Annotated in this window: 21 protein-coding genes; 12 read left to right on the top strand and 9 right to left on the bottom strand. The window is 60.7% G+C overall.

What is annotated here, in order from left to right:
* Positions 1 to 406 precede the first annotated feature (406 nt).
* Positions 407 to 2335, top strand: coding sequence for a right-handed parallel beta-helix repeat-containing protein (locus IC232_RS15780; RefSeq protein WP_190845932.1), 1929 nt, complete (start codon positions 407 to 409; stop codon positions 2333 to 2335).
* Positions 2336 to 2669: 334 nt separating this feature from the next.
* Here IC232_RS15780 and IC232_RS15775 read toward each other — a convergent pair whose 3' ends face one another.
* Positions 2670 to 3680, bottom strand: coding sequence for a rhamnan synthesis F family protein (locus IC232_RS15775; RefSeq protein WP_190845931.1), 1011 nt, complete (start codon positions 3678 to 3680; stop codon positions 2670 to 2672).
* 584 nt (positions 3681 to 4264) lie between these two features.
* On the opposite strand from IC232_RS15775, the gene IC232_RS15770 reads away from it, so the two are divergent.
* Both IC232_RS15770 and IC232_RS15765 read left to right on the top strand, forming a co-directional pair.
* The gene (locus tag IC232_RS15770; protein WP_190845930.1) at positions 4265 to 4483 is read left to right on the top strand and encodes an antitoxin; all 219 of its coding nucleotides are present in this window, start codon (positions 4265 to 4267) and stop codon (positions 4481 to 4483) included.
* Positions 4483 to 4896 carry a type II toxin-antitoxin system tRNA(fMet)-specific endonuclease VapC gene (locus tag IC232_RS15765; protein WP_190845929.1) on the top strand — a complete coding sequence of 138 codons (414 nt, stop codon included), beginning with the start codon at positions 4483 to 4485 and terminating at the stop codon, positions 4894 to 4896. The genes IC232_RS15770 and IC232_RS15765 overlap by 1 nt, the downstream gene beginning before the upstream one ends.
* Positions 4897 to 5018: 122 nt before the next feature.
* Here IC232_RS15765 and IC232_RS15760 read toward each other — a convergent pair whose 3' ends face one another.
* Together IC232_RS15760 and IC232_RS15755 are read right to left on the bottom strand one after the other, a co-directional pair.
* Positions 5019 to 5453: a hypothetical protein gene (locus tag IC232_RS15760; RefSeq protein WP_190845928.1), complete on the bottom strand. Its 435-nt coding sequence runs from the start codon at positions 5451 to 5453 to the stop codon at positions 5019 to 5021.
* A 39-nt stretch (positions 5454 to 5492) separates the two neighbouring features.
* Positions 5493 to 7715: a CHASE2 domain-containing protein gene (locus tag IC232_RS15755; protein ID WP_210335382.1), complete on the bottom strand. Its 2223-nt coding sequence runs from the start codon at positions 7713 to 7715 to the stop codon at positions 5493 to 5495.
* Between the two features lie 417 nt (positions 7716 to 8132).
* On the opposite strand from IC232_RS15755, the gene IC232_RS15750 reads away from it, so the two are divergent.
* Positions 8133 to 9479: a FecR domain-containing protein gene (locus tag IC232_RS15750; RefSeq protein ID WP_190845927.1), complete on the top strand. Its 1347-nt coding sequence runs from the start codon at positions 8133 to 8135 to the stop codon at positions 9477 to 9479.
* A 693-nt stretch (positions 9480 to 10172) separates the two neighbouring features.
* On the opposite strand, the gene IC232_RS15745 is transcribed toward IC232_RS15750, so the two are convergent.
* Positions 10173 to 11270, bottom strand: a complete 1098-nt coding sequence (locus IC232_RS15745; RefSeq protein WP_190845926.1) for a transporter — start codon at positions 11268 to 11270, stop codon at positions 10173 to 10175.
* Positions 11271 to 13101: 1831 nt separating this feature from the next.
* On the opposite strand from IC232_RS15745, the gene IC232_RS15740 reads away from it, so the two are divergent.
* Entirely contained in the window at positions 13102 to 14049 is a 948-nt protein-coding gene (locus tag IC232_RS15740; protein ID WP_190845925.1) for an NAD(P)/FAD-dependent oxidoreductase, read from the top strand.
* A gap of 9 nt (positions 14050 to 14058) precedes the next feature.
* Here IC232_RS15740 and IC232_RS15735 read toward each other — a convergent pair whose 3' ends face one another.
* Positions 14059 to 15078, bottom strand: coding sequence for an alpha/beta hydrolase (locus IC232_RS15735; RefSeq protein ID WP_190845924.1), 1020 nt, complete (start codon positions 15076 to 15078; stop codon positions 14059 to 14061).
* A gap of 177 nt (positions 15079 to 15255) precedes the next feature.
* On the opposite strand from IC232_RS15735, the gene IC232_RS15730 reads away from it, so the two are divergent.
* Positions 15256 to 16587, top strand: a complete 1332-nt coding sequence (locus tag IC232_RS15730; protein ID WP_190845923.1) for a solute carrier family 23 protein — start codon at positions 15256 to 15258, stop codon at positions 16585 to 16587.
* A gap of 129 nt (positions 16588 to 16716) precedes the next feature.
* Positions 16717 to 17577, top strand: coding sequence for an SDR family oxidoreductase (locus IC232_RS15725; RefSeq protein WP_190845922.1), 861 nt, complete (start codon positions 16717 to 16719; stop codon positions 17575 to 17577).
* A 54-nt stretch (positions 17578 to 17631) separates the two neighbouring features.
* Here the strand turns inward: IC232_RS15725 and IC232_RS15720 are convergent, their stop codons facing one another.
* The gene (locus tag IC232_RS15720) at positions 17632 to 17841 is read right to left on the bottom strand and encodes a hypothetical protein (protein WP_190845921.1); all 210 of its coding nucleotides are present in this window, start codon (positions 17839 to 17841) and stop codon (positions 17632 to 17634) included.
* 199 nt (positions 17842 to 18040) lie between these two features.
* On the opposite strand from IC232_RS15720, the gene IC232_RS15715 reads away from it, so the two are divergent.
* Positions 18041 to 18214, top strand: coding sequence for a DUF1328 domain-containing protein (locus tag IC232_RS15715; RefSeq protein ID WP_009494036.1), 174 nt, complete (start codon positions 18041 to 18043; stop codon positions 18212 to 18214).
* 82 nt (positions 18215 to 18296) lie between these two features.
* On the opposite strand, the gene IC232_RS15710 is transcribed toward IC232_RS15715, so the two are convergent.
* Positions 18297 to 18842 (bottom strand): sigma-70 family RNA polymerase sigma factor, encoded by a 546-nt coding sequence (locus IC232_RS15710; RefSeq protein WP_190845920.1) that lies wholly within the window; start codon positions 18840 to 18842, stop codon positions 18297 to 18299.
* Complete coding sequence (locus IC232_RS15705) at positions 18839 to 19060, bottom strand: NepR family anti-sigma factor (protein WP_190845919.1); 222 nt, start codon at positions 19058 to 19060, stop codon at positions 18839 to 18841. The genes IC232_RS15710 and IC232_RS15705 overlap by 4 nt, the downstream gene beginning before the upstream one ends.
* A 183-nt stretch (positions 19061 to 19243) precedes the next feature.
* Here IC232_RS15705 and IC232_RS15700 point away from each other — a divergent pair, with 183 nt between their 5' ends.
* The gene (locus IC232_RS15700) at positions 19244 to 20050 is read left to right on the top strand and encodes a response regulator (protein ID WP_190845918.1); all 807 of its coding nucleotides are present in this window, start codon (positions 19244 to 19246) and stop codon (positions 20048 to 20050) included.
* Positions 20051 to 20354: 304 nt separating this feature from the next.
* Positions 20355 to 20885, top strand: a complete 531-nt coding sequence (locus IC232_RS15695) for a hypothetical protein (protein WP_190845917.1) — start codon at positions 20355 to 20357, stop codon at positions 20883 to 20885.
* Positions 20886 to 21215: 330 nt separating this feature from the next.
* Here the strand turns inward: IC232_RS15695 and IC232_RS15690 are convergent, their stop codons facing one another.
* Complete coding sequence (locus IC232_RS15690; RefSeq protein WP_190845916.1) at positions 21216 to 21452, bottom strand: hypothetical protein; 237 nt, start codon at positions 21450 to 21452, stop codon at positions 21216 to 21218.
* Between the two features lie 13 nt (positions 21453 to 21465).
* Here IC232_RS15690 and IC232_RS15685 point away from each other — a divergent pair, with 13 nt between their 5' ends.
* Positions 21466 to 21966 (top strand): PRC-barrel domain-containing protein, encoded by a 501-nt coding sequence (locus tag IC232_RS15685; protein ID WP_190845915.1) that lies wholly within the window; start codon positions 21466 to 21468, stop codon positions 21964 to 21966.
* Positions 21967 to 22581: 615 nt separating this feature from the next.
* Positions 22582 to 23094: a hypothetical protein gene (locus IC232_RS15680; protein WP_190845914.1), complete on the top strand. Its 513-nt coding sequence runs from the start codon at positions 22582 to 22584 to the stop codon at positions 23092 to 23094.
* Positions 23095 to 23135: the final 41 nt, after the last annotated feature.

The following is a 23135-nucleotide window of genomic DNA, read 5'->3' as shown; positions in this document are numbered from 1 at the left end:
GGACGCGTACCTGTCCACCTACACCGACGTGGCGGCCGCCGGGGTCAACCCGCTGGCGCACTACCTCAAGTACGGCGTCTATGAGGGACGATCCACCTTCGGTGATAGCATCATCGCGTAAGCCTGAACGCAGGTTCCCTGACCGGGCGGGGCTCCATGCCAGGAGCCCCGCCCGAACTCGTCTCATACGTTTGATACAAACGTCTGAGGTCCATCGGCAAAGCAGGATCAAAGCCCTGGCACAGGTGTATTCTGGGCTCGTTCAATAAAAATGCGCGAGGACGAACGAATTGACTCATGGTCGAGCTACCTCGCAATCGCTGCTCCCTAAAGGATAGCGCGACTTTTCTACAGATCGGATCGCCCCTCTTATGAGGGCAATCTTTAATCTAGAGGACATTCGAATATGGCACGAACGATTGATGCTGCAGCATATCGCGTTAAGGCAGATGGCGTAACGGACGATACCGCTGCCATTAACAATGCGCTTCAGGCGGCCCATGATTTGTATGCTGCAAACCCTGGTGAAGGACTGGTCTCAGTCATTTTACCGAAAGGGACGCTTATCGTTTCGGGCACAACCGACAAAAGCCAAGGCGCGGTTCGCCTGCTGACTGGCACCGCTCTTGAAGGTGCAGGCGCGGGACAGACGACGCTCAAAGTGGCCGACGGGTCGACTGTCGATATCACCGGCGTGGTGCGTACCCCGTTCAACGAGGTCACGACCGATGTCGGCCTGTTCAATCTAACTATCGACGGAAACCGCGCCAATACGACCGGCAAAGTCGATGGCTTTTACACGGGCGTAAAACCCAACAGCACCCAACAGGATGCAAACATCCATGTCTCCGGGGTCGAGATTAAGAACTGCGAGGGCTATGGCTTCGATCCCCACGAGCAAACCATTCGCCTCACCATCGAGAACTGTGTTTCCCATGGCAATGGCTTGGATGGCTTCGTAGCTGACTTCATCATCGATAGCGTCTATCGCAACAACATCGCCTACAATAACGACCGTCACGGTTTCAACGTCACCACAACCACAACCAACTTCATTCTCGAGAATAATCAAGCCTACGGCAACGGCTCGGCAGGCATCGTGGTGCAGCGTGGCTCCGAAAACATCCCATGGCCCGACAACATTAAGATCAACGGTGGCGCCTACCACGACAATGCCCGTGAAGGTATTCTCCTGAAGCTAGCCGATAACGTTACCATTGACGGTGCTACGATCTACGGAAATCTGCGGCATGGTGTCCGGATTGAGGGCGCGACGGACACCAATATCCAGAACAGCCGGATCTACAACAACTCGCAAGAACGCGACAGTGGCTTTGACGAGATTAGCATCCGCTTGCACGTCGATGACAGTGTGACAGGCACGGGCCTGACGTATTACTCGACCAATACTCAGATCGTCAACAACACGATCTACTCAAACGGCACAATCAATGCCCGATATGGGGTTCGCGAGGAACCGACGAACGACGACGGTGGTCCGACGGGAACGTACGTCTCAGGTAACAGCATCTTTGGTATGGATTCAGGGGCGATCTCCCTGCCGGGCTCTACTAAGCCGCCGGTTCAGCCACCATCCGACGCTCAGCCTCTTGTGGATGATGGCTTCTACCTTGCGCTGTATCCGGATGTGCGCGCGGCCGGTGTCGACCCGGATGATCATTATGCGACGTATGGCTGGCGTGAGGGCCGGGATCCGAACGCCTTCTTCTCGACCAATGCATACCTGTCGGCCAACCAGGACGTGGACGCAGCCAACGTCAACCCGCTCGATCACTACCATCAGTATGGCTGGAAGGAAGGCCGGGACGCCTCGGTGCGGTTCGACACCAGCCTGTACCTGATCAACAACCCGGATGTGGCAGCAGCCCGCGTCGACCCGCTCGAGCACTACCTCGCCTATGGCCGCTTCGAGGGCCGGCAGACCTACACGGCGGTGGGGCTGGGGGTGCAGGGCACGTTCGATGCCGAGTACTACCTCTTGGCCAACCCGGACGTGGGGCTGGCGGACGTGGATGCGGCCTTCCACTTCCAGACCTATGGCTGGAAGGAGGGGCGCGATCCGAACGCCTTCTTCGACACGAGCGCGTATCTTTCCACCTACACGGATGTGGCCGCCGCCGGGGTCAACCCGCTCGAGCACTACAATAACTTCGGCTGGAAGGAGGGGCGGGATCCCTCAGGGGCGTTCGACACGGACGCGTACCTGTCCACCTACACCGACGTGGCGGCCGCCGGGGTCAACCCGCTGGCGCACTACCTCAAGTACGGCGCCTATGAGGGACGATCCACCTTCGGTGACAGCCTCATCGCGTAACGGACACCACCATTGACGTGATTGGGTGGGGCCTCCAAACAGGTGAACCCCACCCAGCTATACCCCTCGCTACACTGTGGCGAGAAGTCCAGTTTCCGATCTGCGAAGAATGAGGCCTCCGCCAGTCATCTATTCCGTTGGAGTCGTTACATGGCTCTTGGGAACCGAACGCCGCAGGAATATGCTTTGCGGGTAAGTCCTTCGCCGCTAACGTAGGGCTCGGGTGCCGGCAAAAGTTAACGCCGCGTGTGGGTCACCAAATCCAAGCGCTTCAGGCGGCAGGTCCACAGCGACTCGCCGTGGATCACATCTTAGGATAGGACCAACAGGGCAATCATTGAAAGAAGCGCTGAATCAGCTTTCTGAGGATGCGTGTGACGCCACGCGGCAAATAGTTGTATGCGACGTGGGCCATGTAAAACAGTACCGGATATCTGCGCCAATGATTAGCCAGTGGCAGGACGAAAGAATTGTCTGTCGCCTGGGCATGTTCTTCCACGAGATGCTTGATGTCAGAGCTAGGAAGATGTTTTTTTCTCACGAACTCCGCCAAGAGAGGCTTCACAGCCTCCATGCCTAAGGCTATCAGCCCACGAGAATCCACCGCAACCGCAAAGAGCCGTTCGGCGGCATGCGCAGCAGTGCCATCCAACTGACCGCGTTCGGTCGCAAATTGCTGCTCAAGCTCCTTTTTCAAGAACGGAGTGAGTGCCGACCGCCGGAACCAAAACATTGAACCCGCAGGAAATCTGTAGGTCTCCAAATCCGTCGGCAAGCTACCAAGGACGACATCCGTCATTTTTCTCATCGGCCGGCCATTGACAGTGAGCCGTCCTTGAAGGGAGAGAAAGTGGCCAGCAGGCGCAATAAGACCAATCCTACTCTCATGTTCCAACAGCTGTAGGGCAATTAGGCCTTGTTCGTCCGATGTCAGCAGGGAACTGGTCATACTGGCACGCCAATCGACGCCGTCGCTTCGATGGGGCGAGCGTTTCGTGTGAATCTTGAGCGCCAGATCGATGTCGGGAAGATCTGCGCTCAGCGCCTTGAGGAAGGGTAATACGTCTCTTCCCCTGTTTTCTGCCAAGATCGTCTGGAAATAGGAAAGATAAGGCGTATCCGGCTTCGCGATAGAGCTGTGTGCTTGGCAGTGTGTAACCACTAAGCCGAAAGGCACCTTAATGGACGATGCCAGCTCGCTGGCCATAGCCTCCCAAACGTCGAGATAGTGCACATGCGCAAACACCAGAAATCTAAGTTGTGATTGAGGAGACATTCTATCCACTTCATGATCGGCGCCATCCGAGTTTCCGCAGGCTGAACTCGAAATCCAAATGATGGTCATGCTGGTTGTTGCTTGAGGCCCAACGAGAATGCAATGGATTAACGCGAGCATCGATTTGTGCAGTTTGCGTAAGCCTGAAGCTGGATGCCCGTCAATGGCTGCGAGCTCCGGAGCATGTGCGCATCGACCGTTCCTGGCCCGGTACGCGGGGTCCGCCCACTGGATCCCAACGCTCGTGGGAAACGGCTCCTACGAAAGCTTCACTCGCAAGCTCCAAGTCGACCTGCTGAAGAGCAAGGTCTTCTCCACGACGGTGAGGCAGCCACTCGCGCGGCTGAGGCATCCATCAGCATCGTCAGGGTACGGCACATGAAGGCAAAGTATTCGGGATCCTATTTAAGAACATCAACTTCATAAAGCTCGGAATCGAAATGTTTGGACAGAGTCTTGACCGCTTGGATCGCTATAAGCGCCGAGCGCTGTCACAGCGCCGTACCGCCATCCACGCACTCAATAGCGTACGAGCCGCAGTGCGGATGCTTCCTCACGTTAGGCCCAGCGAATAAGGGCCTCGGCGAGCAACAGTCCTCCCTTGAACTTTCACGAATTGAGTATATACATCTATGTATATACGGAGGATAAGGATGGTTATCGCAAAAGTTTTCCGGTCAGGCAACAGTCAAGCCGTCAGACTGCCCAAACAGTTTCGGCTGACCAGCAATGAGGTCGAGATCTATCGGCGGGGCGACGAAATTGTCCTGCGGGAGAAGCCCACAAGTTTGGCCCGTGCGTTCGAGCTGCTGTGCGACCTCCCGGATGTTGAGCGCGAGGATGCCCCGCCGCAGGAGCGAGAGGGCCTGTGATGGCTCAACCCCGTTACCTCCTCGACACCAACATCTGCATCTACATCCGTCGCGAGCGACCGCAAGCCGTCATGGAGCGCTTCCAGGAGCTGCCTCCCGGCTCGACAGGGATCTCGGTCATAACCTTTGGGGAATTGCTTCATGGGGTTCGCAAGAGCTCGGATCCTAACAGGGCTCTGATGATTTTGGAGGATTTGACAGCACTGATCCCGGTCGTTCCGATGGCGAATAATGTGGCCGAGACCTATGGCATCATCCGATCCGATCTGGCGGCTCGGGGCGAACTGATCGGCAACAACGATCTTTGGATAGCCGCCCATGCCAAGAGCCTCGAGGTGACTCTGGTGACCAACAACGAGAAAGAATTTCAGCGGGTGAGGGGCCTCACGATCGAAAATTGGGCCAAGGGATAGATACTGCAGGTTAGTCTGTGCTTTGAGTAGTCCCGGTTCAGTGAGCTCCTGGTCAGGAAGGCGCACTCATGCCTGCTTTACGGCGCCACCTTCGAGAGCCTTTTCGGGCTCGGATGCGACGCTCATCCAGCGGCGTTGTTCCCCATCATTGAGCGAGCCTTGCGTCCTGTCTGCGCCGGATGCCGTTGCGGAGCTTCGCTCGGGCCAAGTGCTTCAAAGGTGCTGCGAACAGGATGCGGGCTCCAGTCCTGGACCGGCGCCTTCTTTGGTTCGGGGACCGATATCACGCGCCCCTGCCCGGACCACCGGAGCTTAAAATGAATGGCAGCTTTAAGATCAGTGAACCCGACCAGACCGCCACCGCCCTGCAGCACCGAGAAGTCATAGGCTCCACCATATCGCTCAAGCCAACGGATGACCTGAAGCCGAAGTGCTTTCTTGCTCTCGTGCCAGACGTCCCAATCGTTGACCAGGAAAACGAACGGCCAACGCTTGCCATAGTCCGCCACCTCGGAGCGCGGATGATGCCATTTTCTCATCCTTGACCAGGTCAGCAATGGCTTTCTTCATCTCGTCTTCACCTGTCATTGACGATATCACCCGGTGGCCTGATTGAGGCGCTCGTCTGGGCCGAGGTGCCGAACGCGATCAAGGAACTTTCTATAGAAGGCTGACAGGCCCGGACCTGCCAAAAGCTGGCAGGACACGAGGGCCTGGAGGGCTTCTTTAGCGTCCCGGGCGTCGATTGCGGCGATGAGGCTGGCATGCGCTCGGGCCAGCTCCTGAAACCCGCTGGTTTGGGCATGGGCCTCATCGCCCACTAGCGCGAACAGCTTCATCGGTTGCGACTTGCCCTTCAGGGGCACCAGCCCGGCCTCCAGAACGGCAAAGCCCGGCGCGGCGCGGGCCGTCTGTTCCGAGATCAGGATCGGCACGCCGGCCCCCTTGCAACTCGACTCGATCCGGGCGGCGACATTGACCGTATCGCCCACCACCGAGTAATTGAACCGGTGCGCCGATCCCATGTTGCCCACGCAGGCCTCCCCCGTATTGAGGCCGATTCCGATCTGGACGATCAGCTCCGGCTGGCCGTTCGAGCGCAGGCCGAAGGCATCGGTGGCATTCAACTCCTCGACGATGGCCTGCATGTTCAGGGCCGCCGTGCACGCCAGCGCGGCGTGATCGGGCACGCTGACCGGCGCGTTCCAGAAAGCCATGATCGAATCGCCGATATACTTATCGACTACGCCCTTATGCGCCTGGATCACCTCGGTCAGGGGCGAGAACAAGGTGTTCAGGAACCGGATCAGGGCTTCCGGCGAGAGCCGCTCGGAAATCGGCGTGAAGTCGCGCACGTCCATGAACAGAATGGTCATCGGCCGGATCTCGCCACCCAGGCGCAGTTGGTCAGGGGAAGCCTCCAGTGTCTGAAGGAGCTCCGGCGCGAGATAATGGCTGAAGGCCCGCCGGACGAAACGCTTCTCCCGATCGGTTGTCAGGTATAGGAGGGCCGTGATGGCGAAGTAAGCCAGAAGCGCGCTCAAGGACGGGTAGATCGGATCAAGCAGGAGGCCTTCCTTGAGGAAGGCGAGCCACGCACCGGCGAGGAGCGTGGCAATGGCGCCCACCATGACCAGAGCCGAGTAGCGCGCCGTGACGTGCAGGAGGAGCCCGGCGACCAGCGCTCCCGCGAGGGCTGTCAGCAGGGTCTCAAGGCCGTGAGCCCAGTCCGGCCGCACGAGGAATTCTTGGGTTAGAATCTGCTCCACCGCCTGGGCGTGGATGGTCACGCCGGCCACGGTCTCGCCAAGCGGCGTCACGCGCCGGTCGTGCAGCCCGGCCGCGGACGTGCCGATGAACACGATGTGACCCGCGATCCGCGGCTCGACCACGGGGCTGCGATCCGGATCCAGAACGTCCCGTGCCGACACGAGGCGCTCCGGGTGGTTGTGGCCATAGCGCAGGACGAGTTCACCCTCCGCCGTCATTGGCACCCGGAACTGGCCCACCCGCAACTCCACCAGGGCGGGCGAGGCCGTGCCGGGCTCCCCACTGGCGCCGGTGCTGCGAACAGTAATCGTGGAGGCTCCTTGGGCAACCCGGAGAGCCTCAAGGGCAAGGCTCGGGTGGAGCCGCCGCCCGTCCGAGACCAGAAGCGGGATCTGTCGGACAACGCCGGAGGCACTGTCCTGGCCCAGGCTGAGGCTGCCGACCCCCTGCACGGCCTCTTCGAACAACGGCAGGCTGGTGACACTGCCCTGGAACGGGTGCAGGATCTCGAGCGGGTTCGTGCCGGCGAAGGCGTAACCGGCTTTGCTGCCCGGGCGCGTGTCGTTTGGCTGCTCGGTCGTGGCAAAGCCGGCGACGACAGGAAGAGCGCGCATGGCCTGCGCAAGGACCTGGTCGTGGTCGGGCAGGCGCTGCAGCAGAGTTTCCGTCTGCCGCTTGAGGTCCCGGTCGGTCAGGGGCAGCTGATCGGCCAAGCGAGCCGGCGAGGTGCGGTCAGGCTCCGCGAAGAGAACATCAAAAGCCACCGCCGCGGCCCCCATCTGCGCGAGGCGCTCGACAAGGGAAGCGACCCGGGTGCGGGGCCAGGGCCACTGACCCAGTTCCGCCAGGCTCGCATCATCGATGTCAACCACCCGTACCGGCAGATCCGCTTCGGGGCGGGGGGCAAGCCGTTGGAGCGTATCGAACGTGAGGTGACGCAGGCCCGCCACAGGCGCGGGATCCGCAAGCTTCAGGCCAATCATCAGCAGCACGGCGCCCGCGCTCAGAAGCACGGTCTTCAGTGCAAGGCGCGTGAGCCGCAGAGTCATGGCAACCAGTCGCGGAGAGGATCGGGCAGGGCGAAGAGCGACTATCCAGGCCCGCGTTGCTGGCTGTCAACTGCCTTCAGCGACATGTAAAGGGTCGAGCCCTTGCCGGGCTGGAGCAGGGCCGTCGTTGTTGGCCTTTCGGCAACCCCAGTGCCGCCGGCCGTCAGGAAGCCAGCCAGATCATCCAATCCGGCCGGCGGGGCTCGAGCGTTCTGGATCAGCGGCTTGGGGGAATCTCATGACCGTCCAGATCTCAGCGACACGAAGCAAAGCAGGCCACGTTACTAGGTCATGCTGCCGGAAACCTGTGGTCAACTGTGACAGGCAAGGCTCGGTAAGGCCAGATCGCAGAAACTGTACTTGAAGCTTGGCAGGTTCCTGGTCTAGCGTGGCGCACCGAATGACAAGAGGGTGACGATGCGCGTCGTGGGCTGGGGAGTGATGGCGATCTTGGCGGCGATGATCGCCGCAGCACCTGTGCGAGCGCAGGCCCCGGCTCCCGTTGTGGGGAGCGCCACGGCCGTCGTGCCGGCCGTGACCGGACGATTGGGGAATGCCGAGCGCACCATCCAGGTTGGGGACGCGGTTTTCTTCAACCAGCGCATTCAGTCGGCCTCGGTCGGCGAGACCAACCTGGAATTTTTGGACAAGACGCGCCTGACGGTGGGCCCGGGCGCCGAAGTTGTCCTTGACCGCTTCGTGTACGATCCGAACCGCGGCGCCAGCGAGGTGGCGATTGGCCTGGTGAAGGGCGCCGTCCGCTTCGTGTCGGGCACCGCGCCAAAGGACGCCTACACGATCCGTACCCCGACGGCGCTGCTCGGCATCCGCGGGACGCAACTGCGCTTCCAGGTTCAAGGTGAGTACACAAGCGTCCTGGTTGAGGAGGGCGCTGCCCGCATGTGCCACCGGACGCGGCACTGCACCCGGATCACGGATGCCCGCTGCAAATGCATGGACCTCGATCTCGGGAGTGCTGCGACCGTCTACCGTAACGGCAAGATGGTGCGTCAGGCGACCGGCATGGACGGCCCCAATCCTGGTGCGCTGATTCAAGAGGCCAATCTGCGCGGTTTGCGGAGGGCCAACATTGCCGCCGCGCGCTCGTTTGCCTCATCCGTGGTGACCGGCAACGTCTCCCATATCGGCAATGTGGGGCGCCCGGCTGCTCTCCCGAGCGTGACGCAGACCGAGCAGGTGTCGCGGGTGACCACGGCGCGGGCGGAGGCGCTGCCGAGCTCAGAATGGCGCCTCGTTTCCGGCGATCCGTCGATCCACTTCTCGGAGGGCACGAGCTTCGGCTCGATCACCGCTGGTGGGTCGAAGATCACAGCCCTGAACCAGGTGGGCGTCGAGAGCACGAGCATGGAGCGGAGCTTCACCATGCCGTCAAACAGCTCGATCTTCAATTTCATCACGCTGGCGAATTTCGTGACGAACGAGTTCCCGGATTTCGTGGGAACAGAATTCAACGATACGGCCACGATCACAATCGTGTCGCCCTCGGGCCAGTCGCAAACGTTCTCCGCCCAATCGATCTTCGATGCATCGGTGAACGGGCGTCTGTTCTCACCAGTTGCGGGGCTTCCGTCCCCCCTCGATGAGAGCGGCGGTCAAACGGGCTTTCAGAACGTCACTGTCAGTCTTCCAACCTATGCTGCGCCTGGCGGCACGGTTCGGGTGATTGTCAGTGTTCAAAACGTTGGCGACACTGCCTATCCCAGCGCCGTTCTCGTGACCCAGACGCGAGGAACGGCCCGGTAGTGAGCCGTTCCTCGGTCCCATGGATAATCTTGGTACACGTTTCACGGCCGGGGCGTGGCGATGCCTTCTCCGCATGATCGAGGGCGCAAAGCGTGCGCGGTCAAACAACGGAGGGTGGCGCTCGCGTGCGCTTGGCGGCCGCCTCTGGCGCACAAGACAACATCGGCCTGCGTTGACGCAGAATTCTCGTTCTGCCCTGAGGCAAGATCCATGCCTCCCGCATGATCTCATCGCCTGACCCAATCAGCAAGACACGCATGCGATGCTCGGTGAACGCGCATCGCACCGAGCCTGATCCGATTGCCCGCTGGACGGACAGGCTACCGTGGAGCCGGGATGAGCGATCCTCACACGGGATGTGCCGTCAGCAGGTGAGGCGCAGGGTGCGGGCTGCTGCGCTCAACCAGCGCCTGCAACACAAAGCAGGAGCAACGCCCCTCGGATCACCTGCATCGGTGGTCCTTCTCTCGCGCCCTCCGGCTCGCAACTGATCGGCGTCCTGAAGCGGACCCTCACACGGGGGAGATCAGATGGTTAACCTGAGCCTCCAGGGAGGATAGCCGGCTTCGACGCAACCGCAATGCGACAGAACAGATCCCAGGCCGGAACGCGTTGCGCTCTCCCCAGCAGGTGATAACCGTCACGCGCGCACCGATATTCCCGCTGCCGCATGCACCGACCGCCGGCGGGTTGTCAGAAAGCTACCGCCAGATTGGCGCGGCCGATAAAGCCTTCATAACGCTGTGACCCTGTGTAGGGCGTTGATGCCTGGCGCAGGGAGAACACACCGGCGGATACATTGCCCGTGACAGCCGGGCTGTATTTCAGAACCAGTCCGCCCTCGAAGGTGGCCTTGGTTTTCGCCGGGATGAACAGATCACTCACCTCATCGTAGAGGTTGTCGTCACGATAGAGGAGTTCGACCGCGCCAAAGACGCCCCATCGGGACGAGACATCGTACTGGTGGCTCAACCGCCCGATGGTCAAAGCGCTGTTGCTGTTGTCCTCCTCGGGCAGAAGAGCGCCCGTGAAAAAGTCCAGGACCGCGTTCTTGTTCGTATTGTTGAAATAAAGGCTCGCCGTCGTCGCGTGCTGCGCATCCCACTTGTATGCGCCCCGCCCAAGAATGGCAAAGGAGGTCCCCGGGCGGAAGAACTCTATGCCGGCAAGCTCTGAGGTGGTTTCACGGGTGAGGATGCCGGTGACCGACAAGAGCCAATCCTCGCTCAAGTACTGCAGACCTGCGGTGACAACGGTCTGATCGCCTGGTTTGTAGCGAAGTCCTGTATCCCCGTCAGGCACGTAGCTGCCACGAAAGTTGTAGCCAACGGCAAGCGTTGCCACGAGGGACTGGCCGAACGGGATGGTGACCCCAATACCCGGGTTGAAATTCCAGCCTTCGCCGAACCGGGTTTGGAACACCAGATCCCTGTCCATGACAGCGTACTTCTCACGCCCGCGGAGGGTCGCCTTGCCTGTGGGAAGATTCATGTCGAAAGTGACAAAAGGCTGAACGCTTTCGAACCCTTCATAGGCGAACTGAAGATGCGTGGTGGTATCAGTCGGACTGGAGACTGTACCGTGCGTCGAAGGGCTTTGATTGCTGGATGCGATGTAGCCCGTCTTCACTCCGGCCTCAGCTGATACCGCTGATCCAACCGCGAATTTCGTAATCCCCTCGATCGGCAGAAAGAACTGATGGCCTTCGCCGCTGCCCCTCGTGCTGTGCCAGGACACAAATGCCGGTGTGGCTGAGGCCTGGTATTGAAGGTTCGTGGCTTCCTGCGCCACAACAGGTTGCGCAACGATCAGGGCGAGAGCGAAGGTGCCCGCAGAGAAAGGCTTAGAGTTCATGGATGTAGCCTAGAGGGGAAAGGCTAAGCTAAAGCGGTCGGAAGAAAAAAGTCAACAACGCTGTGTGGTGCGAAGTAGTCGTGAGTGCCTATTGCTCTTAATGCTTGTGGACAGCTTCACCGCTGTGGAATGATTTGACGAGAAGCCCTCCACGGTCCGGGCGCCTCTCCCCAAGGAGAGAGGCGCTCTGAGGGATGCGCGCCGCACAAGTCCCTATCGTCTCGGCGTCGGGGTGGATTGGACCTGCAAAGCATGATCCGAGGTGATCCCGCAGTCTGTCCATGCTCATTGGCGGCAACGACCTCTGGACTGCCGTTCCTGCCAACACCCTTTTGACCAACGCTCGTCAAGAACGTCAGCAGGTGATTGCCTCACACTCGAAACGGAGCCAAGGGATGTAGGCTTGTTGCTGGCCATTCCGCCCGCTGGCGCCACGATTGTTGCGCGATGAACCGGCAGCGGTGTTAACGACTGAGACAGAGAGTTCTTGGCGCTGGACGATGATCCCATCAATCGTCCCCTTCCAACGGCCCTGCCTGCTGGAGGGCAGAGACCTTTGGATTTTTTCGGCGGCGAGGTGCCAGATCTTTTGCCCTTCGGACTTGGTGACACGATGATGATCCTCGCGTGTCGTGGCCTACGCACATAACTCATGGGAAGGACCCATGTTGTCGGATCCATCCTCACCTCTCAGCTCCAGCGCCTGAATGTGCTCAATGATCCAGCGCTCACGAATACACCAATGCGCCGCTCGCAGAGCACACTGACGCCTTTGTCCTGCTTCCAGATCCAAGGCGCATGGTTGGCGATAGACAAGCCCGCCGGTTTCTGGGTTCGGCTGGTTCGATGCAGGGCATGCCTCGTGCTCCTCATCGCTCGTCAAGGCAAGAACCGGATGCGCCTCGCCAATTCGGGGCGATCATTCCCTCCATGCTCATCTGTTGCGCGGCTGATGTCACCATCGCCGTCCGGAATGAGGCGGACGCGCAGCCCCTTTGCGACAGCGGTGAGGCTCTGAGGGGCCCACGGCGAGACCGCCGATGCGCCATCCTGGGTTCGTCTCGTTAAGGACCGGCCGTGCCGATGCTGGGCTCCGGTCGCCGCATCCTGCAACTGATGGAGCTGTGCCGGCGACCGGTCATCGGTTTCCTGCTCCTCCACGAGGGTCACCACTGCCTCGGCACGCGAGGCTGATTGTTCTAAAAGAGACTGAGGCCGCGTTGCTCGTTGTAGGGATCCTGCAGCACTAACACCAAGGCTCTCATCAAAAAAGTCAGGAGATCGCAACCGCTGCAGGTGCGAAGGCCTGCCGCTTCGGCGGCATTCCGGTCATGGGCAACCAGAGCCTGGACAACGGCGCGAGCGGAGCAAATGGCCTAGTGTAAGTGGTTGAAGAATGCGAGGAGGAAGCAGTCAGACCGTGATCATCAACCATCATAGATCGCTGGAGCAGGACCAATGTTTATATAGCAAGGCATTGACTTCATCTTCCGTACGGTCGGCTTCATGGAGCTGGTCATGCGTGCGAGGGCGGTTGCTGCCTCGGGGTTGCCTGTGGTGCGACCGGCGTCTGAGGATGGCTCGCCTTGGCCTGCACGTCCCGCCTAGCGCCTTGGTAGAACGGGCCCCAGTCGTCTCACAGCAGGACGCGCCATGCCCCGACCGGTACAGCGCTTGGCTGCCGTTTCCGGAGCATCTCCAGCGCATCCGATCTTTTCCTTTCCTCGCGTGTTGTGACTCCTGGGCCCACTAGGAGGATCGGAGAGAAATGGCGGTCAACGGAGATATTCTGGACTGCTTGATCGTTGGCGGCGGGCCGGCGGGGTTGACGACGGCATTGTATCTGGCCCGCTTCAAGCGGCGGTTTCGGGTGATTGACAGCGGGTCGCCGCGGGCGGCCTGGATCCCCACCAGCCACAACATCCCCATGTTTGCCGAAGGGATATCCGGCAAGGATCTCCTGGCTCGGGCCAAGACCAATCTTGAGCAGTATGGGGCTTGCATCCTGCCTGGCATGGTCACGGGTCTGCGCAAGCAGCCTGATCGTTTCATCGCGGTGGTGGAGGGCAATAAAGGCTCCACGAGCCAGATCGCCGCGCGCCGTGTCGTGATCGCCACCGGAGCCGTCGATATCGAGCCTGACCTGCCGGATGTGCCCAATGCCGTCCAACGCGGCCTCGTCCGCTACTGCCCGATCTGCGATGGCTATGAATCCCGCGACCAGAAGATCGCCGTGATTGCTTATGGGGCTCATGGGATAGGGGAGGCGGTCTTCATCGCCCGAACTTACTCCAGGGATGTGACCCTTCTGACCTTGGGGCAGCACCTGGAACTCGATCCGGAGCAGCAGGGGAGGCTCGACGAGCACGGAATCAAGGTGGTCGAGGCCCCGATCGAATCGCTTGCCATGGAGAATGACCGGATCTCCGCCATGAACGTGGCCGGCAAGGAGCACCGCTTCGACGTGCTCTACTCGGCGCTCGGCCTCAAGTACCGCTCGGACCTCGCCCTGTCTCTCGGGGCCGAGCACGATCCGTCTGGCAGCCTGATCGTCGACAGCCACTGCGAAACCAGCATAAAAGGCCTCTACGCGGCCGGCGACATCGTCCGCGGCATTGACCAGATGGTGGTGGGGATGAGCCATGCGGCCGTGGCGGCAACCCATATCCACAATCATTGCGAGCTGCCCACCGAGGATGAACCCGGCGGAGCCTGAGCGCTACCCTTAAGTGAGCGCCTTCGCCAGCATCGGCAGGCTGATGTCCATCCGGTAATCGACGGAGGAATGGTCGTCGTGGAATTCCTCGTAAACGTGGGGAATGCCCGCGGCCTCGAGCTTCCGGCGCATGATCCGCGAACCATAGACCATGTTGTACTGGTCGATGTCGCCGCAATCGATGTAGAAGGCCTTGAGTCCGCGCAGGTTAGCCTGGTGCTTCGCGTCATCCGCCATACGCAGCGGGTCCCAGCGCAGCCAATTGGCCCAGCGCTCCTCGATGATCTCGCAGGTCTCGAGATCCACCGGCAGGCGGATGCCGTAGAACTGGCTCGGGTCAGGGTCGAAGCTCGCGGCCTGGGCAAGCAGCATCAGGGTGTGCCAGTCCTTGTCCTTCGCCTTCGGCCCCGCCTCGAACTTCCGCAGGAAGGCTTCGATGGACATGCCGTGATCCACCAGATGGCGCAGCGCTCCGGCGAACTCGCCCAGGTGGTAGAGATATTCGAAGCCCACATCCCCCGAGTGTGAGGCGGCGGCCGACCACACGGAGCCCCCATGGCGAAGCGCATGCACCATGGCGCCGTAGCCGCCCGAGCTCTTGCCGAACACGCCCCGGCGTCCGTCTCCGCCGCAGCCGAAGCGCTCTTCGACGAAGGGCAGCATCTCACGGATCAGGAAGGTCTCCCAGAGGCCCATGGCGGCGCTGTCGACATATTGGTTGCCGCCAAGGCGCGTGAAGCAGTCGGGGAAGGCTACCACGACCGGCGGCATGGCGCCGGTACCGATCAGGCGGTCCAGTCGCTCAGGGACATTCTCGCCGTAGTTCTTCCAGTTGGTGTGCGCGGGGCCGCCGGCCGTGTACCCGACGAGGTCGACGAGGAGGGGCAGGTTCCGGGCATCGTGGCCGGCCGGCACATAGACATCGACCCGGCGCCGGGAGGGATCGCCGAGCAGGTTATCTTTCAGGCAATCGCCCTCGATCCAGAGGCTGTGCACCGTACCTGCCGGAACGTCATGGTTCTTGCGCATCGTGATCCCTCGTGAGGCCAATTGCTCAAGATGTGACTGTCGAAACAGCACTTGTCCAGAATTTGGGTCTTTGCGCCGGTTAATAAGTCCCTATCGCACCTAGCCATTCCACAGGCGCTAAGTCTACGGTGCAGCCCCAGGTGTCAGACATTTGAAGTCATACTTGGGGGTGTAGTTATGAGCGATGGTTTTCTGCCGCGATGGAGCCTGAAGACCGAAGGCGTCGTCATGCCGGACGAGCGGCTGCCGACCGGCCAGATGGTGGTCGTCGGCCTGCAGCACGTGGTCGCCATGTTCGGCGCAACCGTGCTGGCCCCGATCCTGATGGGCTTCGACCCGAACGTCTCAATCCTGTTCTCCGGCATCGCGACGCTGATCTTCTTTTTCGTGGTTGGCGGCCGGGTGCCGAGCTATCTCGGCTCAAGCTTCGCCTTCATCGGTCCCGTCCTCGTCGCCACCGGGGCAAGCGTCGGCAGCCCCAACCCCAACATTCCCCTGGCGCTCGGCGGCATCATCGCGGCCGGTGCGCTCTACTTCCTGATCGGTCTCGTAGTGCAGCTGGCGGGACACCGCTGGATCGAGCGGCTGATGCCGCCGGTGGTCACGGGGGCCATCGTGGCGGCCATCGGTCTTGTGCTCGCGCCGATTGCGATCAACAGCGCCTCCGGCATCACGCCTGACAACCAGAACGGCAGCGACTTTGCTCGCTGGATTGCGCTCGCCACCGTCGTGGCGGTTGGCCTCGTGGCGGTCTATGCGCCCGGCATGTGGCGCCGTCTTCCGGTGCTGGTCGGCGGCGCCGCCGGTTACCTGATCTACTTCATCTGCGCGAATGTTCTGGGGCTCGGCCAGCCTATCGACTTTGCGAAGATCGGTGCGGCGGCCTGGTTCGGCCTGCCGTCCTTCCAGAGCCCCGTGTTCGACATGCGCGCCATAAGCCTAATCGCCCCGGTGGCTGTGATCCTGGTGGCCGAGAACCTCGGGCACATCAAGGCCATCGGCGCCATGACGGGCCGCAATCTCGACCCGTATCTCGGCCGCGCCTTCATGGGGGACGGTGTCGCCACCATGTTGTCGGGTGCAGCCGGCGGTACGGGCATGACCACGTATGCCGAGAACATGGGCGTGATGGCCGTGACCCGCATCTATTCCACGCTGGTCTTCCTCATCGCCGCGGCTTTCGCGCTGCTGCTCGGTTTGTCCCCTAAGTTCGGCGCCTTCATCGGCACGATCCCCGGGCCCGTGCTCGGCGGCCTGTCCATCGTGGTGTTCGGCCTCATCGCCGCGACCGCCGGTCGGATCTGGGTGGAAAATCGGGTCGATTTCTCTAACCCGCGCAACCTGATCACGGTGGCGGTGGCCCTCATCCTGGGCGCCGGCAACTTCAAGCTGAACGTGGCGGGCTTCACCCTGGACGGAATCGGAACGGCAACCTTCGGTGCCATCATCCTCTACCATCTCCTGAGCATGGCACCGAGCACGGCGGATCGGACGGAGACCGTGCACTAGCCGGCAGCTTTCCAGGAACACGCATTTGGAGCCCGCGTTGAGCCTCAACGCGGGCTTCGTCTTTTGAGCCGGCCTGTTGCGTCATGGCCGGCAGGAGGTCCGCATCCTTTTCGCACAAGGGATGCCAGCATGAGCTCCGACCAGAACCAGACCCTGCCGCCTCAGGTGCAGGACCATCAACCCGGCCACGAGACCGAGATGAACCCGCGGCCTGACTACGAGCCGCGTTATGCGGGCAGCAACCGGCTGGAGGGCAAGGTCGCCCTTATCACCGGCGGCGACAGCGGAATCGGGCGTGCGACGGCCGTTCTGTACGCCCGCGAGGGCGCCGATCTCGCGATCATGTACCTGAACGAGAGCGAAGACGCCCAGGAGACGAAGCGTCTCGTGGAGAGGGAAGGGCGCTCCTGCCTGACCATTGCGGGCGATGTGGGCGATCCCGGCTTCTGCCGCTCGGCAGTGGATCAGGTGATTCAACGGTTCGGCAAGCTCGACGTGCTGGTCAACAATGCCGCCGAACAGCACCCGAAGAAGGAGATCGACGAGATCACGCCCGAGCAGATCGACCGCACCTTCCGCACCAACATCTTCGGCTACTTCTACATGGTTCAGGCAGCGATGCCCCACCTCAAGAAGGGCGCTGCGATCATCAATACCACGTCGGTGACGGCCTATCGTGGCAGCTCCGAGCTGCTCGACTACAGCGCCACCAAGGGCGCGATCGTCGCCTTCACCCGGTCATTGGCGCAGAAGCTTGCCGGCGAGGGCATTCGCGTGAACGGCGTGGCGCCGGGACCGATCTGGACGCCGCTGATACCCTCGACGTTCCCGGCCGAGAAGGTGAAGCAGTTCGGCGCCAACACGCCGATGAAGCGCCCCGGCCAGCCGAACGAGGTTGCGCCGTCCTACCTGTTCCTGGCCTCCGAGGATTCTTCCTACATCACCGGTTCCGTCCTGCACCCGAACGGCGGCGATCCCACGGAAGCGTAAAACAAGAAGGGCGGCTCTTTCGAGTCGCCCGATCTTTGTGCCTTCCAGTAGAAGTCAGCGTCTGCGACGCACGCGCACCGGAACCGGAACCGGATTGTGTGAAGGCGTCATCAGCGTGAAGAGCAGCATGACCGCCGAGAGAGAGCCACCGATCAGAAAAAGAACTTCCGCGATCTCAACCTGAGAAGCCACGCCAGTGATCGCTGCAAAGACAGTAACAACCGCAAAGATGAAAAGCGCACGAAGGGCAACTGAACGATTCATTGGCCATCTCTCCCAAAGTGTTCTTGAAAACGTGTAGGGGGAAGTCGGGTTCCATACGAATAAAAGCCTGCAGGATTACTTTTGAACGACTGATGAACAGGCCTGATAAATCGTCCGATGCGGAACCTTACAGTCGCGCTTGGCGTTGTTTGAACATCGTCGGCTTACAGTCGATTGTCATGTTTAGCGAGGTAACACCATGCTCGGTTGGGCAGTCACTTTTCTCATCATCGCTCTCGTCGCAGCTCTCTTCGGCTTCGGGGGCATCGCAGGCACCGCGGTTGAAATCGCGAAGCTGATTTTCTTCGTTGCGATTGTGCTGTTTGCGATCTCGGCCGTCATCGGTCTGCTGCGCGGACGGAGCCCCATGTGATGCCGCTACGGCATATTTGACAACGGACGCCGCCCTTCAAGGGGGGCGTTTATCGTTAGAGGGTGGCGGCTTCCCGCCTGCGTCAGCCCTGCAGGGCTGCCCGGGTCATGCTGTCGGGGCCAAGATCGTCGATGTCGTCGACATTCAGCAGCGAAGCGAGACGCTGGCGCGCCCGGTTCACGCGGCTCTTGATGGTGCCGACGGCGCAGCCGCAGATGTTCGCGGTCTCCTCATAGGAGAATCCCGATGCTCCGACCAGCAGAAGGGCTTCCCGCTGGTCGGAGGGCAGTTGGGAGAGAGCGCTGCGGAAATCCTCGAAGTCCAGATGGGAGCCTTGCTCGGGTTGGACCTTCAGCCGTCCGGCATAGGAGCCGTCAGGGTCCTCGACCTCGCGGCGCCGCTTTCGGTACTCGGAGTGGAAAAGGTTGCGCAGGATGGTGAAGAGCCAGGCATTCAGGTTCGTGCCGGGTTCGAACCGATGCAGATTGGAGAGGGCTCTCAGGAGCGTGTCCTGAACGAGGTCATCGGCCCTGTCGACTTGGCCCGAGAGCGAGATGGCAAAGGCGCGAAGGCTGGGCACCGCCGCAAGGAGAGCCTCTCGTAACTCGGGCTCCGGTTCAAGGGTCATTGAGACCCGCCCTTTTGCCCGTTCTTGTCCAGCTGGTCGAGCAGCTCCCTGAAGCGGTCCGGGACGGGCTGCTGCATGAGCTCGTCATACATGGCGCGGAGTTGGTCGCCGATACGTTTCTGGCTGCCGCTGTCGAGTTTCGGATCGGTTGCAAGCTTTTCGCCGGAGCCATTGTCGAGACTGACCCGAGCGAGCTTGTTCCCCTTATCAACCGTCATATTCGTCCCCTTGCCACCCCTGGTTTGTCCGGGGTAGCCAACCTTGGCAGTATCCATATATTCGTTTTCGAGCAATAACGCTCATTGCTGCACACGGTTCCCAAGCCGCGGAACTTTTGCAGCTTTGCCGCGTTGAACGAACCATCGGTACAACGAGTCAAAAGCACAGTTAAGGGGAAGCGAATGTCGACAGCCCAGCTTGTCGTCCAGCACTTACCATACCTTCGCCGCTACGCGCGCGCTCTCACAGGCAGCCAGATGGCTGGGGACGCCTATGTCGCTGCGACCCTCGAGACGCTTGTGAGCGAGCCTGAGACGATCGGCCCTTCCGGAAACGTGAAGGTCGAACTCTTCCAGGTGTTCACCCGGATCTGGAATTCCTTGTCGGTGAACGGCCGGAGCGAGCAGATCCAGCGCGACCTGCCGGCGGAGGTTCGCCTCGGGCAGATCACGCCGCTTCCCCGTCAGGCCTTTCTTCTCTCCTGCCTTGAAGGCTTCGGAGAAGAGGAAGTCGGGCAGATCCTCGATGTCGACACGCGAACCGTGCGCGACCTCGTCGACGAGGCAGGACGCGAGCTCGCGGCCGATATGGCGACCGACATCCTCATTATCGAAGACGAGCCTCTGATCGCCATGGATCTAGAGGCTCTCGTCGAAGGCTTGGGCCACAACGTGACCGGCGTCGCCCGTACGCGCACAGAGGCCATCAAGCTTGCAGCCACGAAGCAGCCTGGTCTGATTCTGGCGGATATCCAGCTGGCGGACGGAAGCTCCGGCCTCGATGCGGTCAACGACCTCCTCAAATCCTTCGAGGTCCCGGTGATCTTCATCACGGCCTATCCGGAGCGGTTCCTCACGGGTGAGCGTCCCGAACCGGCCTTCCTGATCGCCAAGCCCTTCCAGCCGGCCAACGTGTCGGCCGTCATCAGCCAAGCGCTGTTCTTCCAGCAGAGCGCCCGCCGGCGCGAGGCTCGTGCGGCAACGGCCTGAGACCGAACGGATAGCAATCTAAATAGTAATAGCCCGGCTTAAAAGCCGGGCTATTCTTTTGTGCTGATGTATTGGGCACAAAAAAAGACGGGCTCGAAAGCCCGTCTAAGGTGCCGGCCAATGCACAAGGGGAATGCGGGGAGGACCAGGAGGCCGGTACTTAAAGAACGTCCTATCGAAAACAAAGGTTCCAGGATTTTTATCGCTCTTTTTATTCTTCTCTCCTACGGAAGGGTGCAGGAACATCAAAGTTATCGTCGCGTTAAATTTCTGAAACGTCGAGGTTGAAGAGCAGGAGAGAGGGATGTTCCGTATCCCGGTGGCGCTGGTGGGATTAGCTGGAATCTTCTTTGTTGCGGGAAGCTTTGTTCCTGCCTCCTTCAACATGTCTTATCAGGCGCAATCCGAAGTTCTCTCCGATGATGCGCTGCCCCAACGCATGAGCGCCGCGACAAAGGGGGACCGCATGACGGTCCCTGTTCCAAGCGCCAATCCGGCAACTGTGTCGATCGTCGAACTCGTCGGTGTTGCCCAGGCGACGGTGATCCTTCGCGACCGCGATGGAAAGGTGCTGTACAAGTCCGACCCAAACGCCGGCACCACCATCTATGCACGCGACACGGATCTGCCTGTGGTTACCCTCAAGGAGGAGAGGCAGGCTCCCGCGATCCAGCACCCCGTCAGCCAGCGGGAGGGAACTGAAACTCCCCGCGAGCCGAAGCCGAAAGCGCGCAAGCCGGTCGGTTGCCTCGGCGATGTCAGTCCTCTAGCCAAGGCGAGTGCCGACAGGATGCCGAGCCTCTGCTTGGCGCTTCTCCAGCAATCGCTCTCCTGACGGGAGTTAGAGCAAGCAGGGTGCGCTCAAGCGCGGAAACGACTCGCTTCAGGAACAAGCATCATGCGAGAGCGGGAGGATCCTGATGTCCGCCCGGGAACTTATTTCTGTGGCAAAGGTTCCTCCTAATAGCGTCCGTTTTGCTGCCTTCTCACAAGAAGCAGTAAGGGAATATGTCTTTTCTCAAAAATATTAATAAGTATTCACACTGATCTATAACGTTAAGCAGGCCGTTCACATTGCCTTGAATAAGTCAATGTTCGGAACGGTTGCTGTTGCCGGGCGTTTAACCCTCGCGCACTTTGGCGCTTAACGCGATTCAATGTACCCTCAGGAGAAATAAGCAATGCTGAAGAAGCATATGGCAGCTTGCCTTGTAGTGACGGCTTTCGCGGCTGCGCCCGCCCTTGCACAGACATCCACCACTCCCTCGGCCCCAACTGACCGGCCGGCCGCGTCCGGCACTGGAACCACCTCGACCGGGTCGCCGGCCATGCAGCCCGGAGCCTCGGGTTCTTCGTCGACGATGAGCCAATCCTCGTCGACCATGAGCCAGAGCGGCGGCATGCAGGGTCAGTTCATGACCAAGATGGAATCCAATCAGATGATGGCCTCCGATCTGATCGGAACGCGTGTGGTTGGCGCGAACAACGAGTCGATCGGCGACATCAATGACGTCATCATGGACCGCAACGGCCAGATCATGGCGGCCGTAGTGGGTGTTGGCGGCTTCCTCGGAATCGGCGAGAAGGATGTGGCTGTTCCGTTCAACGCCCTCGAGTTCATGAACGCCCAGCAGGCCCAAGCCATGAACAACAACTCTGGCGGCGGCAACAACAGCGTCGCGACGACGGGCTCGACTACCACGACCGGCAACACCGCGACCACGGGCTCGGGCACGGCCGGAACGTCCAACACTACGGCCAGCAACACCTCGAGCAACCAGAACCAGCCTGAGCGCGTGGTTCTGCGCATGACGAAGGATCAGCTTCAGGCTGCTCCTGCCTTCGATCAGGACGGCGGCAACGCCAACAACTCGACGACCGGCTCCGCCGGCACCTCGACGGCTCCGAAGCAGTAATCTGGCGGACTATTGAGGAGTTATGCGGCGTCTGGGGCAACCCAGGCGCCGTTCCCATATCCGAACGGCGCTGCGGCGCGAAGGCAAAATAAAAGGCGCAGCCATAAAGCTGCGCCTTAAAGGTGCCAGTCCAAGGGGGCATTCGGACCGGTTATCAGCATAACGGCGTTCGTACGGCCTGGTTCCAAAGAATTTTCGAAAAAATTCCTCCACCCCTCCCGACGACAGCGGCATGCCGTCCGGACTTGTTGACGCATAAGGAACCGGGGTCTGGGGCATACGTTGCCGTTAGCAAGATGCGGGAGGGAGCCATGACTGCGACGAACGAGTTGGATGCCGTGTTATGCCAGGAGGAACTAGCCGATGAGTTCTCCAGGCTGACCTCGAGTTCTCCTTACCGGGACAAGTCATCGGTGGCTTCGATGCTCAGTGGCCTCATTCCCGTCTGCCACCAGGATGATGTGACCTGCCCCCTCATGTTGAGGCGTCACCTCGTTGTCCCGGCATGGCCGCACGTCATGCCTGCCGCGACAAGCCCTGGCGTTTGAGCGACCAGCAGTTCAAGGTTTTTCTTTCATGGTTGAAGCGTTGTCACTCCCGTCCGGAGCCAATCCTGTGGCGGTTCTGCTCCATCCGAGCACCGTCCCGATCGTCGACGTGTTCCGTTCCTTGAGCCGCCTTGAGGATCAGTACGATCTGGCTCTGCTCGATGGTCCTGAGCAGGCGCTGGCGACCTACACGCAGTCTGAGACGGCAAAGGGCATCGTCTCTGATGCGCTCCTGCTGGCCTTTGCCTTGACCCGGCAGCGCGGCCGGCCGTTCATCCATAGGCCAGTGGGGTCGAGACATGGCAGCTTGGACGAATACTCTCTGCTGACGCTGATTGGTGCATCACGAGGATCCTCCCCGGAGGTCGCGCTTGAGGCTGCTCGTCATCTGGACATCGTGTCGCTCGATTTCATGTCGGCCCTGGCAGGGGATCTGGTGCGGCAGATCGAGCTTGGTGCTGTGGCATTCGATGTCCCGAGCCTTTCCGAGTTTCGAGCCATCATGGGCGTGGGAGATGTCGAGGAGGTCGTCGTCGAGACTGCCCTGACGCGCACCGGATTCAACTTCAGGCACCAGTAAGTCTTAGCTTCAATATCATTGAGCAAAGTAAAGGGGCCGCT

It is taken from the genome of Microvirga sp., from assembly GCF_014699075.1.
Taxonomy (GTDB): domain Bacteria; phylum Pseudomonadota; class Alphaproteobacteria; order Rhizobiales; family Beijerinckiaceae; genus Microvirga.
The sequence above is the reverse complement of the archived record's forward strand: the minus strand, read 5'-3'. Positions and strand labels throughout refer to the sequence as shown.

Bases quoted from the DNA above. Each gene is read 5' to 3' on its own strand.
- IC232_RS15780 (WP_190845932.1), top strand. From the start codon at position 407: ATGGCACGAACGATTGATGCTGCAGCATATCGCGTTAAGGCAGATGGC.
- IC232_RS15775 (WP_190845931.1), bottom strand. From the start codon at position 3,680: ATGACCATCATTTGGATTTCGAGTTCAGCCTGCGGAAACTCGGATGGC.
- IC232_RS15770 (WP_190845930.1), top strand. From the start codon at position 4,265: ATGGTTATCGCAAAAGTTTTCCGGTCAGGCAACAGTCAAGCCGTCAGA.
- IC232_RS15765 (WP_190845929.1), top strand. From the start codon at position 4,483: ATGGCTCAACCCCGTTACCTCCTCGACACCAACATCTGCATCTACATC.
- IC232_RS15755 (WP_210335382.1), bottom strand. From the start codon at position 7,715: ATGACTCTGCGGCTCACGCGCCTTGCACTGAAGACCGTGCTTCTGAGC.
- IC232_RS15750 (WP_190845927.1), top strand. From the start codon at position 8,133: ATGCGCGTCGTGGGCTGGGGAGTGATGGCGATCTTGGCGGCGATGATC.
- IC232_RS15740 (WP_190845925.1), top strand. From the start codon at position 13,102: ATGGCGGTCAACGGAGATATTCTGGACTGCTTGATCGTTGGCGGCGGG.
- IC232_RS15735 (WP_190845924.1), bottom strand. From the start codon at position 15,078: ATGCGCAAGAACCATGACGTTCCGGCAGGTACGGTGCACAGCCTCTGG.
- IC232_RS15730 (WP_190845923.1), top strand. From the start codon at position 15,256: ATGAGCGATGGTTTTCTGCCGCGATGGAGCCTGAAGACCGAAGGCGTC.
- IC232_RS15725 (WP_190845922.1), top strand. From the start codon at position 16,717: ATGAGCTCCGACCAGAACCAGACCCTGCCGCCTCAGGTGCAGGACCAT.
- IC232_RS15720 (WP_190845921.1), bottom strand. From the start codon at position 17,841: ATGAATCGTTCAGTTGCCCTTCGTGCGCTTTTCATCTTTGCGGTTGTT.
- IC232_RS15715 (WP_009494036.1), top strand. From the start codon at position 18,041: ATGCTCGGTTGGGCAGTCACTTTTCTCATCATCGCTCTCGTCGCAGCT.
- IC232_RS15710 (WP_190845920.1), bottom strand. From the start codon at position 18,842: ATGACCCTTGAACCGGAGCCCGAGTTACGAGAGGCTCTCCTTGCGGCG.
- IC232_RS15705 (WP_190845919.1), bottom strand. From the start codon at position 19,060: ATGACGGTTGATAAGGGGAACAAGCTCGCTCGGGTCAGTCTCGACAAT.
- IC232_RS15700 (WP_190845918.1), top strand. From the start codon at position 19,244: ATGTCGACAGCCCAGCTTGTCGTCCAGCACTTACCATACCTTCGCCGC.
- IC232_RS15695 (WP_190845917.1), top strand. From the start codon at position 20,355: ATGTTCCGTATCCCGGTGGCGCTGGTGGGATTAGCTGGAATCTTCTTT.
- IC232_RS15690 (WP_190845916.1), bottom strand. From the start codon at position 21,452: ATGCCGCCGCTCTGGCTCATGGTCGACGAGGATTGGCTCATCGTCGAC.
- IC232_RS15685 (WP_190845915.1), top strand. From the start codon at position 21,466: ATGACCAAGATGGAATCCAATCAGATGATGGCCTCCGATCTGATCGGA.